The organism is Paraburkholderia nodosa DSM 21604, from assembly GCF_000519185.1.
Classification (GTDB): domain Bacteria; phylum Pseudomonadota; class Gammaproteobacteria; order Burkholderiales; family Burkholderiaceae; genus Paraburkholderia; species Paraburkholderia nodosa.
In genome coordinates this window covers 13305-30722 of sequence record NZ_JAFA01000027.1, presented here as the reverse complement: position 1 = coordinate 30722, position 17418 = coordinate 13305, and the positions used below count along the sequence as shown (strand labels likewise).

Annotated in this window: 12 protein-coding genes; 5 read left to right on the top strand and 7 right to left on the bottom strand. The window is 66.6% G+C overall.

Translation table 11 applies throughout. The features are described 5' to 3' along the window. Position 1 precedes the first annotated feature (1 nt). From A3CW_RS0130630 to ispD, 3 genes are all read right to left on the bottom strand, one after another. On the bottom strand, positions 2 to 1147 hold the full coding sequence (locus A3CW_RS0130630) for an acyltransferase family protein (protein ID WP_028206968.1): 1146 nt from the start codon (positions 1145 to 1147) through the stop codon (positions 2 to 4). 171 nt (positions 1148 to 1318) lie between these two features. Further along, positions 1319 to 1798, bottom strand: coding sequence for a 2-C-methyl-D-erythritol 2,4-cyclodiphosphate synthase (gene ispF / locus A3CW_RS0130625; protein ID WP_028206967.1), 480 nt, complete (start codon positions 1796 to 1798; stop codon positions 1319 to 1321). Between the two features lie 34 nt (positions 1799 to 1832). Then, entirely contained in the window at positions 1833 to 2552 is a 720-nt protein-coding gene (gene ispD / locus A3CW_RS0130620; RefSeq protein WP_028206966.1) for a 2-C-methyl-D-erythritol 4-phosphate cytidylyltransferase, read from the bottom strand. Positions 2553 to 2788: 236 nt separating this feature from the next. Between ispD and mfd the strand changes: the two genes are divergently transcribed. The 4 genes from mfd to mscL all read left to right on the top strand — a co-directional run bounded on the left by mfd (position 2789) and on the right by mscL (position 9326). Next, a complete protein-coding gene (gene mfd / locus A3CW_RS0130615) occupies positions 2789 to 6262 on the top strand; it encodes a transcription-repair coupling factor (RefSeq protein ID WP_028206965.1) in 3474 nt (1157 codons plus the stop codon). A 184-nt stretch (positions 6263 to 6446) separates the two neighbouring features. Continuing rightward, positions 6447 to 7670: an acetylornithine deacetylase gene (argE, locus tag A3CW_RS0130610; RefSeq protein WP_028206964.1), complete on the top strand. Its 1224-nt coding sequence runs from the start codon at positions 6447 to 6449 to the stop codon at positions 7668 to 7670. A gap of 21 nt (positions 7671 to 7691) precedes the next feature. Further along, a complete protein-coding gene (locus A3CW_RS0130605; protein ID WP_028206963.1) occupies positions 7692 to 8702 on the top strand; it encodes a threonine/serine dehydratase in 1011 nt (336 codons plus the stop codon). A gap of 177 nt (positions 8703 to 8879) precedes the next feature. Further along, on the top strand, positions 8880 to 9326 hold the full coding sequence (gene mscL / locus A3CW_RS0130600; RefSeq protein ID WP_028206962.1) for a large conductance mechanosensitive channel protein MscL: 447 nt from the start codon (positions 8880 to 8882) through the stop codon (positions 9324 to 9326). Between the two features lie 77 nt (positions 9327 to 9403). On the opposite strand, the gene A3CW_RS0130595 is transcribed toward mscL, so the two are convergent. From A3CW_RS0130595 to A3CW_RS0130585, 3 genes are all read right to left on the bottom strand, one after another. After that, positions 9404 to 11401: a hybrid sensor histidine kinase/response regulator gene (locus A3CW_RS0130595; protein ID WP_028206961.1), complete on the bottom strand. Its 1998-nt coding sequence runs from the start codon at positions 11399 to 11401 to the stop codon at positions 9404 to 9406. Positions 11402 to 11484: 83 nt separating this feature from the next. Continuing rightward, positions 11485 to 11985, bottom strand: a complete 501-nt coding sequence (locus tag A3CW_RS0130590) for a response regulator (RefSeq protein WP_028206960.1) — start codon at positions 11983 to 11985, stop codon at positions 11485 to 11487. Positions 11986 to 12060: 75 nt separating this feature from the next. Beyond that, the gene (locus tag A3CW_RS0130585; RefSeq protein ID WP_028206959.1) at positions 12061 to 13713 is read right to left on the bottom strand and encodes a sensor histidine kinase; all 1653 of its coding nucleotides are present in this window, start codon (positions 13711 to 13713) and stop codon (positions 12061 to 12063) included. A gap of 514 nt (positions 13714 to 14227) precedes the next feature. Between A3CW_RS0130585 and A3CW_RS0130580 the strand changes: the two genes are divergently transcribed. After that, positions 14228 to 14728: a hypothetical protein gene (locus A3CW_RS0130580; RefSeq protein WP_028206958.1), complete on the top strand. Its 501-nt coding sequence runs from the start codon at positions 14228 to 14230 to the stop codon at positions 14726 to 14728. Positions 14729 to 14810: 82 nt separating this feature from the next. On the opposite strand, the gene A3CW_RS48075 is transcribed toward A3CW_RS0130580, so the two are convergent. Then, on the bottom strand, positions 14811 to 17357 hold the full coding sequence (locus A3CW_RS48075) for an AsmA family protein (protein WP_051481821.1): 2547 nt from the start codon (positions 17355 to 17357) through the stop codon (positions 14811 to 14813). Positions 17358 to 17418 lie beyond the last annotated feature (61 nt).

The following is a 17418-nucleotide window of genomic DNA, read 5'->3' as shown; positions in this document are numbered from 1 at the left end:
TTCACGTCTGGCTCGCGGCGGCGCGGGTGGGCAGGCGGTTGCGTATCGCCGTTTCGAGCGGCCGCTTCCACTCGAGCACGCGCTTTTCGAGCAGCTGCCACGACAGATGCGCGAGCAGCACGGCCAGTGCGAACTGCAGCACGAGCGCGAGGACCGACTGCGCCACCTCGGGCACGTGAAACCGCGCATAGAGCCCCGGCGCCACGCCAAGACGCGCCGGCACGAGGTTGTGAAACAGATAGAAGCCGTAGCTGATCGTGCCGAGCCAGGCCAGCGGCCGCAGTTCCAGCGCCGCGACCAGTACGCTGTCCTGACGACGCACGAGCCACAGGAACAACGCGCCGAGCGAGAGCGCGAGCCCGATGTCGAAGCAGCCCGGCAGCATCGTCGCGCTCGTCACGCCTTCGGCGCAGTCAGCACAATCGGCGCGCGCCAGCGCGAAGCTGGCGATCGCCGCACACGCGCCAACGAACCACAGCGCGCTCAATGCGCCCGGGCGCAACGGCACGCGCGCGCCGCCAATCGCCAGTGCGCCGCCGAGCGCCAGCATGGCGAAGTTCCACGGCGAGAACGCGTAGATGAGCGGCGCGATCGCCCCTTCCTCGTACAGCGCGAGATGCGCGCACGCGGCCGCCGCGATGACCACCGCGCAGAGCATGAGATGGCGCGACGCGCGCACGAACAGCAGCGCGAATGGCGCGACGAGATAGAACTGCTGCTCGACCGCGAGGCTCCAGAAATGCGATACGGTGCCGGGCCAACCGTCGTGCACCACGCCGATCCAGTAATTGGAGAGGAATACGAAATGCCAGGCGAGCCCGAGATCGACATCGCGCTGATAGAAGCTCGCATGCGCGATGGTGAGCGCCACGAGCAGCAGGTAATACACGGGAAAAATGCGCAGCGTGCGCTTCATGAAAAAGACGTACAGCAGCGCGGCCGTGCGCGCGCCGTGCTGCTCGATGCGGACCCGATTGCGATGCAACTCACCGATGATCAGATAGCCGCTGATCAGAAAGAACAGCCAGACGCCGATCTTGCCCGCATCGATCGCGTCGACGTGGGCCTTGTGCGAGAGGAACACGAGCACCACTGCCAGCGCCCGCAGGCCATCGAGGCCTTTCACGCGTCTTTCAACTCCCGCCATCGTCCTCCCCACTTCCGGTTACCGGTTCAGTATGGGACGAAAAAAACGGAAATTAATCGGCAAGAAAAGCAACGGCGATGATTGCAGCTGCAATCATCGCCGTCAGGTGCGGAGCAGGCACGCGCCCTGCTCCCGCCGTTCAACCCTGCAAAATGACGTTTGAATAACCGCTCACGCGCGCAGCAGCAGTACCGCCGCCTGCGCTTCGATCCCCTCGCTGCGGCCGAGATAGCCGAGCTTTTCATTCGTCTTCGCCTTCACGTTGACGCGCTCGACCGGCAGGTTCAGGTCTTCGGCGATCGTCTGGCGCATCGATTCGATGTGCGGCGCGAGCTTGGGCGCCTGCGCGATCACCGTGGTATCGACGTTCATCAGTGTAAAGCCCGCCTCCTGCACGCGGCGCAGGCATTCGCGCAGCAGCACGCGGCTGTTCGCGCCATAGAACTGCTTGTCGGTGTCGGGGAAATGGCGACCGATGTCGCCGAGCGCGGCAGCGCCGAACAGCGCGTCGGTGATGGCGTGCAGCAGCACGTCGGCGTCCGAGTGGCCGAGCAGGCCGCGATCGTAGGGGATCGTCACGCCGCCGAGCACGAGCGGGCGGCCGGGCACCAGCGCGTGCACGTCGTAGCCTTGTCCGATTCTGATGTCCATGTTTGGGATTCCGGGTAAAGGGATTGCGGCGCGCTTACTCTGCGGGCCGGCTGAGGATCGCTTCGGCGAGCGCGAAATCTTCGGGGTACGTCACCTTGAAGTTGCGCAGACTGCCCTGCACGAGTCGCGGCGCGTGGCCGAGCCATTCGATCGCGCTCGCTTCGTCGGTGAGGTCGTGACCGTCTTGCTGCGCGCGCTCGATGGCCGTGCGCAGCATGCCGATGCGGAACATCTGCGGGGTCTGGGCCTGCCAGAGGCCGTCGCGCGACTCGGTGCGCGCGATATGCGCGCCGGGCGCCGCGGGATCCTTCGGCGCGACGCGCTTGAGCGTGTCGGCCACCGGCAGCGCCATGATGCCCCCCACGGGGTCGTCCTTGAGCGACTCGACGAGCGTGCGGATCAGCGCGGGCGTGATGCCGGGGCGCGCGGCGTCGTGCACGAGCACCCAGTCGTCGTCGGTTGCGCCGAATTCCGCGAGCGCGGCGAGGCCGTTGTAGACCGACGCCTGGCGCGAGGCGCCGCCGCAGCGGCGCACGGCAAAGCGCAAGCCGCTGAAGCGCCGGGCGTCGAAGTGGTTATCGTCGGGAGAAATCACCACGAGCGTCTGCGAGAATTCGTTGCAGGCGTCAAAAGCGGCAAGCGTATAGTGCAGGAGGTCGCGTCCGGCAACGATTCGATATTGTTTCGGCATGGCCGAGCCCGAACGGCTGCCGGTGCCGGCGCACGGAATCAGGGCAAAGAGGCGTGAAGTCACGGTGTCGCGAGCCGCATGAGTCAAAGTAAAGGACGGATTTTATAATAGGTCCCTTACCCGCACGCCGGACGCCCGCAAAACGGCCATAAAATGCCCGCGCAACGTAAGGAAAAACGCGCCGGATTCACTTGAAGACCGCAAACCGGCCCCCATATTCCGGCGTTGCACGTGCCCGAACTGAACTGGCCACCATACCGACACAAGCGCCGACACAATCGTCGGCCACCCTGTTGCCCATGTCCGATATCGCCGCTTCCTCGCAATCTCCGTCCCCCGTTGCCGTCGTCAAGCCGGGCCAGCGCTACGCGTTCGATGGCACGCACGGCTCGTCCGACGCGCTCCTGATCGCCCGCTACCGCGAGGCCGCGCGCGCCGGCGCCGCCCCGCTGCTAGCCGTGATCTGCGCGAGCGCCGTGGACGCGCAGCGGCTCGCCCTGGAGATCCCGTTTTTCGCGCCCGAGGCGCGCGTGCGCCTGCTGCCCGACTGGGAAACGCTGCCGTACGACACGTTCTCGCCGCACCAGGACCTCGTTTCCGAGCGCCTCGCGACGCTGCACGATCTCGGCGAAGGCCGCTGCGACATTCTCATCGTGCCGGCCACCACGGCGCTCTACCGCATGCCGCCCGCCTCGTTCCTCGCGGCCTACACCTTCTCGTTCTCGCAGGGCGAGCGCCTCGACGAAGCGAAGCTCAAGTCGCAGCTCACGCTCGCGGGTTACGAGCACGTGAGCCAGGTGGTGCGCCCGGGCGAATACTGCGTGCGCGGCTCGCTCATCGACCTGTTTCCGATGGGCTCGCCGCTGCCCTACCGCATCGACCTGTTCGACGACCAGGTCGACTCGATCCGCGCGTTCGATCCGGACAGCCAGCGCAGCCTCTATCCCGTGAAGGACGTGCGCCTGCTGCCCGGCCGCGAGTTCCCGTTCGACGAAGCCGCGCGCACGGCGTTTCGCAGCCGCTGGCGCGAAGTGTTCGAGGGCGACCCGAGCCGCGCGACGATCTACAAGGACATGGGCAACGGCGTGCCTTCGGCGGGCATCGAATACTACCTGCCGCTTTTTTTCGAAGAGACGGCTACGCTCTTCCACTATCTGCCGCAAAACGCGCAGCTGGTGTTCTCGGGCGACCTCGACACGTCGATCCGCCGCTTCACGAACGACACGAAGCAGCGCCACAACTTCCTCTCGCACGACCGCGAGCGGCCGATCCTCGAGCCGCAGCGCCTTTTCCTGACCGACGAGGACTTCTTCGCCTTCGCGAAGCCGTTCGCGCGCCTCGTGCTGCCCGCCACGAGCGCGGGCGGCTGGGCCACGGCGCTGCCGAACCTCGCGATCGACCGCCACGCCGACGACCCGCTCGCCTCGCTGCGCACGTACCTCGACACGACGAAGAACCGCGTGCTGTTCGCGGTGGAATCGGCGGGCCGGCGCGAAACCATCGCGCAGCTGCTCGCCGACAACCACCTGCGCCCCGCGGGCGCGGACAGCTTCGAGGACTGGCTCACCGGCGACGAGCGTTTCGCGATGGGCGTCGCGCCGCTCTCCACGGGCTTCGCGCTGCCGGGCGAGGAACTCGCGGTCATCACCGAGACCGAGCTTTACGGCCCGCTCGCACGCCGCGCCGGGCGCCGCCGCCAGGAACAGGCGAGCAACGTCGATTCGATGGTGCGCGACCTCTCCGAGCTGAAAGTGGGCGATCCGGTGGTCCATGCGCAGCACGGCATCGGCCGCTATCACGGTCTGGTGACGATGGACCTCGGCGAAGGCGACACCGAGTTCCTGCACCTCGAATACGCGAACGGCAGCAAGCTCTACGTGCCGGTGTCGCAATTGCACGTGATTTCGCGCTACAGCGGGGCCGATCCCGATAGCGCACCGCTGCACGCGCTCGGCTCGGGCCAGTGGGAAAAGGCGCGCCGCAAGGCCGCGCAGCAGATCCGCGACACGGCCGCCGAGCTTCTGAATCTCTACGCGCGCCGCGCCGCGCGCGAGGGCCACGCGTTCGCGCTCGAACCGCGCGACTACGTGAAGTTCGCGGAGAGTTTCGGCTTCGAGGAAACGCCCGACCAGGCCGCCGCGATCGCCGCCGTGATCGGCGACATGACGAGCGGCAAGCCGATGGACCGCCTCGTGTGCGGCGACGTCGGCTTCGGCAAGACCGAAGTGGCGTTGCGCGCGGCGTTCATCGCCGTGATGGGCGGCAAGCAGGTGGCGATTCTCTCGCCCACCACGCTGCTCGCCGAGCAGCACACGCAGACCTTCACGGACCGCTTCGCCGACTGGCCCGTGCGTATCGCCGAGCTATCGCGCTTCAAGACCGCGAAGGAAGTGAGCGCCGCGATCCAGCAGATCAACGACGGCAGCGTCGATATCGTGATCGGCACGCACAAGCTGCTTTCGTCCGATGTTCAGTTCAAGCGCCTCGGGCTCGTGATCATCGACGAGGAGCACCGCTTCGGCGTGCGCCAGAAGGAGGCGCTCAAGGCGCTGCGCGCGGAAGTCGACGTGCTCACGCTCACCGCCACGCCGATTCCGCGTACGCTCGGCATGGCACTCGAAGGCCTGCGCGACTTCTCCGTGATCGCGACCGCGCCGCAAAAGCGCCTCGCCATCAAGACGTTCGTGCGCCGCGAGGAAGACAGCGTGATTCGCGAGGCCATGCTGCGCGAACTCAAGCGCGGTGGCCAGGTGTACTTCCTGCACAACGAGGTAGAGACCATCGAGAACCGCCGCGCGATGCTCGAAGCGCTCGTGCCGGAAGCACGTATCGCCGTGGCGCACGGCCAGATGCACGAGCGCGAACTCGAAACCGTGATGCGCGATTTCGTGGCGCAACGCGCGAACGTGCTGCTCTGTACGACGATCATCGAGACCGGCATCGACGTGCCGACGGCGAACACGATCCTCATCCACCGTTCCGACAAATTCGGTCTCGCACAGCTGCACCAGTTGCGCGGCCGCGTCGGGCGCTCGCACCACCAGGCGTACGCGTATTTGCTCGTGCACGATCCGCAAGGGCTCACGAAGCAGGCGCAACGCCGGCTCGAAGCCATTCAGCAGATGGAGGAACTCGGCTCGGGCTTCTATCTGGCGATGCACGACCTGGAAATTCGCGGCACGGGCGAGGTGCTCGGCGACAAGCAGTCGGGCGAGATCCAGGAGATCGGCTTCCAGCTGTATACGGACATGCTCAACGACGCCGTGAAGGCGCTCAAGGACGGCCGCGAGCCCGATCTCAATGCGCCGCTCGCGGCGACCACCGAGATCAACCTGCATGCGCCCGCCATCCTGCCCGCCGACTATTGCGGCGACGTGCAGGAACGCCTGTCGCTTTACAAGCGGCTCGCGAACTGCGAGCACGACGATTCGATCGACGGCATTCAGGAAGAGCTGATCGACCGCTTCGGCAAGATGCCGGCGCAGGCGCATGCGCTGATCGAAACGCACCGTCTGCGTCTGGCGGCCAAGCCGCTCGGCATCACGAAGATCGATGCGGGCGAAGCGGTCATTGGCCTGCAGTTCGTGCCGAATCCGCCCGTGGACGCCATGCGCATCATCGAGATGGTGCAGAAGCACAAGCACATCAAGCTCGCCGGACAGGACAAGTTGCGCATCGAAACGCGCAGCCCCGATCTCGCGGTGCGCGTGGCGACCGTGAAGGAGACGTTGCGCGCGCTCGGCGCGCCCAATCGCGCCGGCGCATCGCGCTGAACGCCTTTTCAGCATCATCGGACGCCCGCGCGGATTGCCTTTAGCGCGGGCGTTTTCACGTCTTGCTGCAGTGCGCCATGCCCAGCGCGGTCGCCTGCCGCGTGGGACGCCGCACTGCCCGCAGCTTTGGCTTGCCCCATTCTTTTTGGGTAAGATGAAGAATACAAGCAAGCTGGAGTCCAACATGTCCCTCGCCGCTGAAACAGCGCAGTCGTCCACGCCTTCCGCCGCCCTTCCCGCCTCGCTCCCCTGGGTCACCCGCCTGGTTTCCATGGATACGGTCAGCCGCCATCCGAATCTCGGCCTGATCGAGACCGTGCGCGACGATCTGCGCGCACGCGGCATCGAGTCGACGCTCACCTATGGCCGCGACGGCAAATGGGCCAACCTGTTCGCCACGATCCCCGCGCACGACGGCGAGACGAACGGCGGCATCGTGCTCTCGGGCCACACCGACGTGGTGCCCGTGGACGGCCAGAAATGGGACAGCGACCCGTTCAAGCCGGAGATTCGCGACGGGCTCCTATATGGCCGCGGCACCTGCGACATGAAGGGTTTCATCGGCGCGGCACTCACGCTGCTGCCCGAGATCCAGCAGACGAAACTCGCCAAGCCCTTGCACCTCGCGCTCTCGTTCGACGAGGAAGTGGGCTGCGTAGGCGCGCCGCTCATGATCGAGGAACTCGTGAAGCACGGCGTGAAGCCTGAAGGCTGCATCGTGGGCGAGCCCACGAGCATGCACCCCATCGTCGCGCACAAGGGCATCAACGCGTACCAGTGCTGCGTGCGCGGTCAGGCCGCTCATTCGTCGCTCACGCCGCGTGGCCTGAACGCGATCGAGTACGCGGCGCGCCTCATCTGCTACATCCGTGACATGGCCGACGAGTTCCGCGCGAACGGTCCGTTCGACGAGCTTTACGACGTGCCGTTCACGACCGCGCAGACGAGCACGATCGAAGGCGGCAACGCCATCAACACGGTACCGGCCGAGTGCCGCTTCGCGTTCGAGTTCCGCAATCTCCCGACGCTCGACCCCGACACGATCTTCGCGCGCGTCGAGCAGTACGCGCGCGAAACGCTCGTGCCGAAGATGCAGCGCGAGCACGCGGTGGGCGCGATCGAGTTCACGAAGATCGCCGCAGCCCCCGGCCTCGACGCCACCGAGCAGGCCGCGATCACGCAACTCGTGCGCGCGCTCACCGCCGATCAGGCGCGCCGCAAGGTGGCTTATGGCACCGAGGCGGGCCTGTTCGCACGCGCGGGCATTCCGAGCGTGGTGTGCGGCCCCGGCGACATCCAGCAGGCGCACAAGCCGAACGAATACGTCTCGCTCGAACAGCTCGCGGCCTGCGAAGGTTTCCTGCGCAAGCTCGTGCACGGCATGTCCGTCGAAGCCCTGGCACAGTAACCACGCCGGACGCGCACCATCATGTCCACCGCCGCGCCGCTGCCCACCAGCCACACGATCGACGGTGAGGCGATCCCTACGCTCGACGAGATCGCCTCGCAGCATTTCGCGCTCGCGCCGTGGGTACTGCGCACGCCGGTGTTCGATCGCCACGATCTGTCCACGCTCGAAGCGACGCTCGTGAACTTCAAGTTCGAGCTGCTGCAGTCGAGCGGCAGCTTCAAGGTGCGCGGCGCGTTCACGCATCTGCTCGCCCTCGACGCCGCGCAACGCAGCGTCGGCGTCACGTGCGTTTCGGGCGGCAATCACGCGATTGCGGTAGCGTATGCGGCGATGCGCCTCGGCATCAGCGCGAAGGTCGTGCTCTTTCGCACCGCGAGCGCGGCACGCGTCGCACAGTGCAAGCGCTTTGGCGCGGAAATTGTCGTAGCGGGCAACAGCAGCGAGGCATTCGAGATCGTGCGCCGTATCGAGACCGACGAGGGGCGCTATTTCGTGCATCCCTTCAATGGCTATCGCACGGTGCTCGGCACGGCCACGCTCGGCTACGAATGGGCCACCCAGGCGCCCGATCTCGACGCGGTCGTCGTGCCCATCGGCGGCGGCGGGCTCGCTGCGGGCGTCGCCACCGCGCTGCGCCTCGCCAATCCGCGAGTGCGCGTGTATGGCGTCGAGCCCGAGGGCTCGGACGTGATGAGCCGCAGCTTCGCCGCGAACCACACGGTGCGCCTGACCCACATGCACTCGATCGCCGACTCGCTCATGGCGCCGCATGCGGAGCAATACAGCTATACGCTGTGCCGCCGTCATCTCGAGCGCGTCGTCACGGTCACCGACGACGCCTTGCGCAGCGCAATGCGCGTGCTCTTCGAGCAGCTCAAGCTCGCCGTCGAGCCCGCTTGCGCCACCGCCACGGCGGGGCTGCTCGGGCCGCTGCGCGACACGCTGCAAGGCAAACGCGTAGGCGTGCTGCTGTGTGGCACCAACACCGACCCGGCGACGTTCCACCAGCAGATCTCGCTTGCGCACTAGCGCGGCGCACGCGCGGTAGGCACGCCGCGTGCGTTCGCCGGGACTTCGTCGCCGGCCCACGGCAAAACGTCAGGGAATGTCAAATTGCTACCGCGATACGGATGCGTTCGCTATGATTGCGCCAATACGCCGTATTGACCCCAGCCCCGTGCTGCGCCATTCAGGGAGAGCCCGCTCATGAGCATCGTCCAGGAGTTCAAGGAATTCGCCGTCAAAGGCAACGTGATGGATCTCGCCGTCGGTGTGATCATCGGCGGCGCGTTCTCGAGCATTGTCAACTCGATTGTGAAAGATCTCATCATGCCGGTCATCGGCGTGATCACGGGCGGCCTCGACTTCTCGAACATGTTCGTGCGGCTCGGCCACATTCCGGCCAGCTATAAGGGCAACCCCGAGTCGTACAAGGATCTGCAGACCGCGGGCGTGGCCGTGTTCGGCTATGGCTCGTTCATTACCGCGGTGATCAACTTCGTCATTCTCGCGTTCATCATCTTTTTGATGGTGAAGTTCATCAACAAGCTGCGCCAGCCGCAAGTGGCTGCGGCCGCCGAGCCGCCGCCCACGCCCGAAGACGTGCTGCTGCTGCGCGAGATCCGCGATTCGTTGCAGAACAATCCGCGCTGAGCCGCACGAGCGCCCAGACAAAAGCCCACGCCGCCGCAAGGCCGCGCGGGCTTTTTTGTGCCCGGATCCAGGCAGCGTCAGGGACGAGGCGCGGCGGAATCGGGCTCGGCCGCCGCGCTGCGCGCGGCTGCGGCCTCTTCGATCAGCCGTTCGAGCTGCTCGAAGTTGACGGGTTTCGTGAGGTGCGCGGTAAAGCCCGCTTCGACGCTGCGGCGCACGTCGTCGTCGGTGCCGAAGCCGGTGAGCGCGACGGCCGGCGCCGTTGATTGCGCACGAAACGCCCGGATGAAGTCGATGCCCGAGCCATCCGGCAGACCGATGTCGCTCACCACGAGGTCGAAGGCCATGCTGGCCGTGAGCGCGAGCGCGCCGGTTACGCTGCCCGCCACCGCCACCTCGTGGCCGCCCGCGCGCATCAACTGCGACATGACCTCGGCGGTGTCCTCGTGATCCTCGATCAGCAGGATGTTCAGCGCGCCCACCCGGTGCGGCCCGCGCAGTTCGGCGGTCGCTGCCGCCCCCTCAGCCCGCGCCGCGGTCGGCAGCACGATCGTGAAGGTCGCGCCACAATGCGCGCCGGGGCTCTTCGCGCTCACGTTGCCGCCGTGCGCCTCGGTCAGCGCCCGCGTCACGGCAAGGCCTAATCCGAGCCCGCCGAACTGGCGCGTGAGATTGTGGCTGCCCTGCTCGAAGGCATGAAAGAGCTTGCCGATCTGCTCGGGTGCAATGCCGATGCCCGTATCCTCGACCTCGATTTCCACCTGCATGCGCTCGTCGCGCGTGCGCACGTAAATGTGGCCGCCGTCGGGCGTGAACTTCGCGGCGTTGCGCACGAGATTCCAGAGCATCTGCTGCAGGCGCGCGCGGTCGCCGCGCACGTAATGCTGCTGCGCGCGCAGATCGACGTGCACATCCTGCTGCTTGATCTGGATTTCGCTGTGGAACAGCTCGAGCACGGCCTCGATCACGTCGTGCACGTCGACCGTCTCGAGCGCAAGACTCAGTTTGCCATTGGCCACGCGCGTGAGATCGAGCAGGTCGTCGATCAGACGCGCCTCGAGCTCGATATTGCGGCGGATCATCAGCACGCCCGCGCGCGCCGCATCGGGCAGGCCCGGGATCTGCTCCAGCAGACGCGTGCCCGCGAGCACCGGCGTGAGCGGCGTGCGCAGCTCGTGCGAGAGCATGGCGAGGAAGCGGTCTTTCGCGCGATTGGCTTCTTCAGCGATCTGCCGCGCGGCCTGCTCCGAGGCGAGCAGGCGCTCGCGCTCCTGGGTTGCTTCGCGCTGTGCGTCGATGTCGGTGCAACTGCCGAACCATTTGTTCACGCCGCCGCGCGGGTCGCGCATCGGAACGATTCGGACATCGAACCATCGGTAGACGCCATCGTGGCGGCGAATCCGCAACTCGTGGCGATAGTCGGCGGCACCGCTGTTCACGGCCTTGAGCCAGGTGTGGCGAATCTCCTCGCGATCGTCGGCATGCACGGCGTCGAGCCATGCGAGACCGTGCGACTGGCCCGCGTCGAGACCCGTGTACTCGAGCCACTGCTTCGAGACGAAGTCGCAATTGCCGTCCGCGCCGCAGGTGAGCACGAGGTGCGGCAAGGCTTCGGAGAGCGTGCGGTAGTGCTCTTCGCGGTCGCGCAGGAGCAGCGCTTCGTCGGAGGCGCGCTGCAGCGCCACCTGCGAGAGCACGCGCGCGACGGCTTCAGGCAGGTAGTCGAGATAGTCGCCCGATTTCGGCACCACGTCCGAGACGCCCGCGCGCAACGCGGCGATCACGCGGGATTCGTCGGTGAAGCCGGTCACGAGGATGGCCGGCACGCGCACGTCGTCGGCACGCAGGCGACGGAAGAAGTCGAGGCCCGTTTCCGCGCCGTCAAGCTGATAGTCGAGCACGAGCACATCGGGCGTCTGCACGGCGAGCAGCGCGCGCGCCTCCCCGACACCCGTGCAGGTGTCCACGCGCGCACCGGCGCGCAGAAGCGATTTGCGGGCGAGGCGCAGGATGCCTTCGTCGTCGTCGACGACAAGTACGCGTGCGCCGTCCAGCATCGTGGGTTCCTCAGTCATGCGCGAAGCATCCCTTCGGGCACGGGTCCGGTTTGCCGCCGTTCTTCCATTCGATTGCCAATGCGTGATGCATGCGTGATGCGTTATTGGGCGCCGGCCGGCCGCGCCTGGACGAAGCGATGTCCCGGCGGCAGCTTGACGACCTGGAGAAAGAAGCCGAGCCGGCGAACGGCCTCGATGAACGCGTCATATTCGACCGGTTTCGTGATGTACACGTTGCAGCCGAGCTCATAGCAGCGTTCGATTTCGCGAGGGTCGTCGGTGGTCGTGAGCACGATCACCGGCACCGACGCCGTGGCGGGCTCCGCTTTCAGGCGCCGCAGCACCTCGAAGCCGTCCACGCGCGGCATGCGCAGGTCGAGCAGCACGACAAAATTACCGAGCGAGTCGCGCGAAGGCCAGTGCGCGGCCGCAGCCGGGTTATCGCCCGGCGTGCCGAAAAAATAATCGAGCGCCTCCTGGCCGTCGCGAAAGCGCAGAAAGCCGTTCGAGATCCCCGAACGGCGCAGGTTACGCTCGACCAGCGTGGCATGCCCGTCGTCGTCTTCGATCAGAACGATGCTGACCTGTTCCCCGTTCGTCATCTCGACTCTCCTACGTCCTGCATGAACTTTTTAAGGCTTATTGAAAGCTTGCCGCGCAGCGCGCCAGAATACCCGCTATGTGGTACGCAACGGCTGGTCCGGCAGCGCGACGAAGAACGTCGAGCCCGTGCCCTCGGTCGATTCGACCCAGACGCGCCCGCCATGCCGCTCCGCAATCCGCTTGGCGAGCGCGAGGCCGGTGCCCTGCCCGGGCGATTCGCCGCCGTGCAGCCGCTGAAAGGCGCGGAACAGCTTCGGCAGATACGCCTGCGCGATCCCAACGCCATTGTCGCGCACAAAATAAGTCCGCGTACGTTCGCCAGGCTCTCCGGCCGCTGATTTTCCGGGGTCTTTTCCCGCGCTTTTACCGGGTTCGCCGGCGGATTGCGCGCCGGCCTCCAGCGCGCCGATCTCGACCCGGCCCGGCCGCGTGGGATCGAGATGGTGCAGCGCGTTCTCGATGAGGTTGCCGAAGATCTGCTCGAGCGCGGCCGGATCGCCCCACGCGGGCGGCAACTCGCCCACTTCGATGCGCGCGGCCTTCGTGCGTTCCTCGTCGAGGCCACCGAGCACGCGCTCGACGAGCCGCGCGACGTTGACGCGCTGCCAGCGGTATTCGAGGCGTCCGGCGCGCGAGATGCGCAGCAGCGCCTCGATGATGGCCGCCGCGCGCGCCACCGCCTGACGCAGGAATTTCAGCGATTCGTCGACATCGCCGTCGAGCACTTCGGCCATCGCGCGATATTCGTGTTCGGGCAGCCCCGCCGCGTCGACCTGCGTGCGCAAGTCGTCGCACGATACCTGCAGTTCCTTCGAAAAACCCTGCAGGTTCACGAGCGGCGAGCGCAAATCGTGCGACACGCTGTAGATGAACATCTCGTTGTCCTGACTCTCCTGGCGCAAATGCTCGTTGGCGCTCGCGAGATCCGCGGCGCGCGCCTGGAGCTGCGCCTTCAGCGCGGTCTGTTCGCGCTCGGCCACGCGCAGCCGCGCGCTCGTCTGATGCAGCACCGCATCGAGCGCCGCGATTTCATCGTCGCCCGAGAGCGGCGGCGCGAGCGGCGCCCCATCGCCCAGACGCTCGGCGTTCGCGCCGAGCGCGGCGAGTCGCACGCCCACGTTGCGCGCAAACGCCATGGCCGTAAACGCCCAGATCAGCATCGAGCCCACCACGGCGAAAATCAGCGCGTCCTGCTGGCGCTCGCGCGTCTCGCGCAGCATCGCCGCGCGGGCCTCGTCGAGCCGCGTCTCCTCGGCGATGAACTCACCCAGCACCTCGCGCACCGTCTCGATCTCCGGCGGCATGCCGTTGCCCGCCACGCGCGCAAACGGCGCGCTATGTCCCGTGCGCAGCGCATCGGCAATATCACCCGCTTCCTTGCGCCATGCATAGGCGGCGTCGCGCATGCGCTCGACGCGCGTGAGCTGGGGCGGATTGTCGGCGACCATGCGCGCAAGCAGCGTGATGCGGTCGGAGAACTCGGTCCAGACGGCGTGGCGATCGATGAAGGAAGGGTCTTCGAGCACGATGCCGGTGCGCACGCGCGCGGCTTCGCGCAGCAACGGGTCGACGAGACTGTTGGCCTGCCAAAGGATTTGCTGCGTGTTCTCGGCGCGTTTGGCCGCGAGCGCGGCCTTTCCCTGCGCGTCGAACACGACGCCGAGCAGCGCCAGTTCGACGACGCTCGGAATCGCGATCAGCAAGAGCCCCTTGGCGAAGAGTTTCATGTCGGTCTGGTTCGGTGGCGGGTCTGGGCGGCGCGCCGTGCTTTTCGCCATGCGTTTTGCAATGCGTTTTGCAAGCTCTCGCGCCGCGTCCGCCCTGGCAAAACCAGCCAGCTGGGGGCGCCTCGGGCAACCGCGGGCACCAGAACCGCAACATTATCTGCGCGATTTTTCAGGATGACAATGTATGTGACACCACACACCTCGCGTCGTGGAAAACCCGCTTTTTTGCGGCAATTCGCCACACCGAGCGCACACACAGGTCTATTATTGAGACGGAGACAAGCGAGAGAGCGCCGGGATATCTACATGAGCGCGACGTGCGATCCGGCATGGCGTTTGCGAACGCGATGAGGGTTTTGAAACAGGGGCAGCAAGCCGGGCCGCGCAGGCCGGATCGCTACAGGCGGTCCGCGCGCCGTTTAAGCGGACCGTCCCCATCTCGATCCTCATGAAGACAGCAAATCCGTGTGCTATAAAGGATCGACGTGCGGCGCACCAGTCCGGGAGTGGTCGCATGGGAACGCTGCGTGTACTGCAATCCACCTTTTTCAGGCGAATTTTTATGTCCTTCCCGAAAAAGCGCAAACGCGTCAAGGCAGACGGCGATGAGTCATTTCTCGCCGTGCTGAGCCACTTCAAACCGTTCGGCCAGCTTGATACCAAGATCGCGCGTGCGCGCGCGCAGGACGAGCCCGTGCTCTATGCGCATATCCTGCCGGGGCTCGACGTGCTCCTGTGTAGCGTGCGCGGTGCGCAGCCGCCCTATCCGGGCACGAGTGAGTTGCGCAAGCGCTGCATCGAATCGATCGCTCACGCGCTCGAACAGCCGATCGAAGGCCTCGAGAACGGCGGCTACTGGTACGAGGCGGACGGCTTCGGCTTCCTTGTGTTCGCGAGCCGCGCGCGCGGCCGGGTCCTGCCCGAGTTCGGCGCGGCGCGTCCGACCATGACCACCCGGCGCGTGACGCGCCGCCAGGACGCCGCCGGCGACACGGCGCCGCGTTCGTTGCGCTAGGTCGCGCTTCCAACGAAGTTCACTACGGCACTGCGCCGGGTCGATTGACCCGGCGCAGTGTTTTTCGCGTCCGCTTCCCGTATCAGCTTCCCTTGTAGAGCGGCTCCTGCCCTTGCGTCGGCTTGCCCGCCGAGGCCGGCGACGGCGCGCTGCGCGTCGCCGGGCCCGCTTTCGCGCCCTTGTCACCCTTATCGCCCTTGCCGGCCTTGTCAGTCGCCGCAGCCGCGCTCGCGCCCGTGCCTGCGCTTCCGAGGTCGGCCTTTGGCAGCGCATGCATTTTCTGGCCCGGCGGCGGCGCCACGGGATGCTGATGCATCTGCGCGAACAGCGTGTCGCACGGCAGCGGCTTGTTGTTGCTCGGCGCGATGAGCGGAATCAGCGCGGCGAACGGGTTGATCAGCCCGAGCCCGATCATGGCGCCGCCGCGCAGCGCAAGCGCCGTCGCATCCACGCCCACATGCGGGTTCTTGAAGGTGCCCTTCACGTAGAGCGGCGAGCGCAGCGTGAAAATGCGGAAGCCCTTGGTATGCGGATGGACCCTCATGTTCATCGACTCGTCGCGCAGATCGATCGGGCCGTCGATGTCGATCACGGCGTCGTCGGTGTCGAGCGCGAACACGCGCGGATCGAGCACGCCGTTGGTGGCGACGAAGTCGGCCGCGGCGCAATTGATTTTCACGTCGCGCGAGCCGAACAGCTTTTCGTAGACCACGTTCGCCACGTTCAGGCCCGCCGCCTCCATGAGCAGCCTACTGATCGTGCCCTGCGTGACGAGCAGCTTCACCTCGCCGTTCGAGGTCGCAGCGAGCGCCGCCGGCGAGTTGCCGGTCGCCGTGAGCGATGCGTCGCCGTTGATCTCGCCGAGCGCCGACTGCATCGTCTTGAAGTTCGGGAATAGCTGCTTGAGCTTCAGGTGGCGCGCCTCCAGCGTGCCGCGCGCCTTGAGCGGCGCGCCGCTGCCGTCCAGGCTCAGCCGCGTGCCGAGCGTGCCGCCTGCCACGCCGAACTGCAGCGGGTCGAGCACGAGCACGCCGTTCGTCATCATGACGTGCGTGTAGAGGTCCTGCACCGGCAGGCTGCCCTGCTTGATGATGCGCCGCCCCGTGAACTTGACGTCGGCGTCGATGGCGTTCCAGCGGTCGGTGCGGAACTGCTCGACCGGAATCACGCGATCGGCCGGTTGGGTCACGGTGTCGCCGCGCTTTTCCTTGCTCGCACGGCTGTCGGCGCCGATGATCGGCGCAAGGTCCGAGAACTGCAGCAGGTTCGAGACCAGCTCGCCGCTCAGGAGCGGCCGTGGCGTGCGTTGCTCGTAGACCACCGTACCGTTCAGATCGCTGCCGCCGACGCGGCCCGTGAAGTTCTCATAGCGGAACACGCTCGCGCCGCGTTTGAAATTGCCGACGAAGCGGCCATCGGTGGCATACGGCGGCGTTTCGGGCAACGTCACACCGGTGAGGTTGTAGAGATGCGCCAGGCTTTCCCCCTGCAGCCACAGGCGCAGATCGACGGCGGCCAGATGCATGGGGTCGGTGACCGTGCCGACCAGCGCGATGTGCATGTCGCCCACGCGCACGTCGGCCTGGATCGGGAACGGGCGCTTCTCGTCCTGCAGGGCGAGCACGCCGCCGAGCTTGCCGTCGCCCGAGAGCGCCGTCTTGCCATAGGCGCCCTTGATCGTCCAGCCGATCGCGTAGAACGGCTGTTTCACGGGCGGCTGCGCGGGCGCCGCGCCCGAGCCGACAACGGCGCTGCTGGCGCCGCTCGCGGCGAGTGTCTGCGAGCCGGCTGCGGGCGCGCTTGTTGCGCTCGACGTGCCCGTGGTTGTGCCGGCAACACTCGCGGCAGCCGGCACGCCCGAAGCCGCCGCGCCGCTAGCCGCACCGCTAGCCGCGCTGGCGGCCGCCGCCTCCGAAGCCTGCTCCTTGTTGACCTGCTGCGTCAGCCGGTTCGCACCCGCACGCCCGATGACCTGCGCGGAGCCCTGGCGCGACGCCGCTTCCTGCTCCTCCATCACCTTGCCGATCGGGATGCCGTGCCCGAGCAGGCTCACCTCGATCTTCACGTCGGTTTTCGACTGCTGGTCGCTCACGGCAATATTGCCGCTCGAGAACGTGATGTCGTGCAGATCGAGCCGCCACGTCGACGGTCCGCTCGAGGCGGGCAGCTTGAAGGTCCAGTTGTTGCGCCCGTCGATGAGACGCTCGACGTCGATCGACGGATTCACGAGATTGATCGCCGGAATCACGATGTCGTGCGCGAGCAGCGGCAGCACGGCCACCTCGAAGTCGATCTCGTCGAGCGTGGCGAAGTGCGGGGACTTCGTCCAGTCGGGATTGGCGATCTCGATCTGCGTAGCGGAAAAACGTGGCCAGGGCACCCACGCGCGCCAGCCCGTTTCGCCGGGCGGCCGCTGCCAGCCCACCTTGAGATCGCCTTCGATCGCGAACGGCCGCCCGATGGCCTCGGTGACCTTCTCGTTCACGTAGGGTTTGGCGTGGTTCCAGTCGAACGCCAGGATGAAGACGACGAGCACGGCAATCAACACGACGACAACCGCGACGAGCCATGCGATGATCCTGGCGAGCGTGCGGCCGAGGCGGAAGGGCTTGGGCTGCGGTGACGTCATGCGTACTCCACGTTATGCGTTGTTGTATGGCCTGCTATGTTGCAATACCGCAAGAGCAGTC

Bases quoted from the DNA above. Each gene is read 5' to 3' on its own strand.
- A3CW_RS0130595 (WP_028206961.1), bottom strand. From the start codon at position 11,401: ATGACTGAGGAACCCACGATGCTGGACGGCGCACGCGTACTTGTCGTC.
- mfd (WP_028206965.1), top strand. From the start codon at position 2,789: ATGTCCGATATCGCCGCTTCCTCGCAATCTCCGTCCCCCGTTGCCGTC.
- argE (WP_028206964.1), top strand. From the start codon at position 6,447: ATGTCCCTCGCCGCTGAAACAGCGCAGTCGTCCACGCCTTCCGCCGCC.
- ispF (WP_028206967.1), bottom strand. From the start codon at position 1,798: ATGGACATCAGAATCGGACAAGGCTACGACGTGCACGCGCTGGTGCCC.
- A3CW_RS0130580 (WP_028206958.1), top strand. From the start codon at position 14,228: ATGGGAACGCTGCGTGTACTGCAATCCACCTTTTTCAGGCGAATTTTT.
- A3CW_RS48075 (WP_051481821.1), bottom strand. From the start codon at position 17,357: ATGACGTCACCGCAGCCCAAGCCCTTCCGCCTCGGCCGCACGCTCGCC.
- mscL (WP_028206962.1), top strand. From the start codon at position 8,880: ATGAGCATCGTCCAGGAGTTCAAGGAATTCGCCGTCAAAGGCAACGTG.
- A3CW_RS0130605 (WP_028206963.1), top strand. From the start codon at position 7,692: ATGTCCACCGCCGCGCCGCTGCCCACCAGCCACACGATCGACGGTGAG.
- A3CW_RS0130630 (WP_028206968.1), bottom strand. From the start codon at position 1,147: ATGGCGGGAGTTGAAAGACGCGTGAAAGGCCTCGATGGCCTGCGGGCG.
- A3CW_RS0130585 (WP_028206959.1), bottom strand. From the start codon at position 13,713: ATGAAACTCTTCGCCAAGGGGCTCTTGCTGATCGCGATTCCGAGCGTC.
- A3CW_RS0130590 (WP_028206960.1), bottom strand. From the start codon at position 11,985: ATGACGAACGGGGAACAGGTCAGCATCGTTCTGATCGAAGACGACGAC.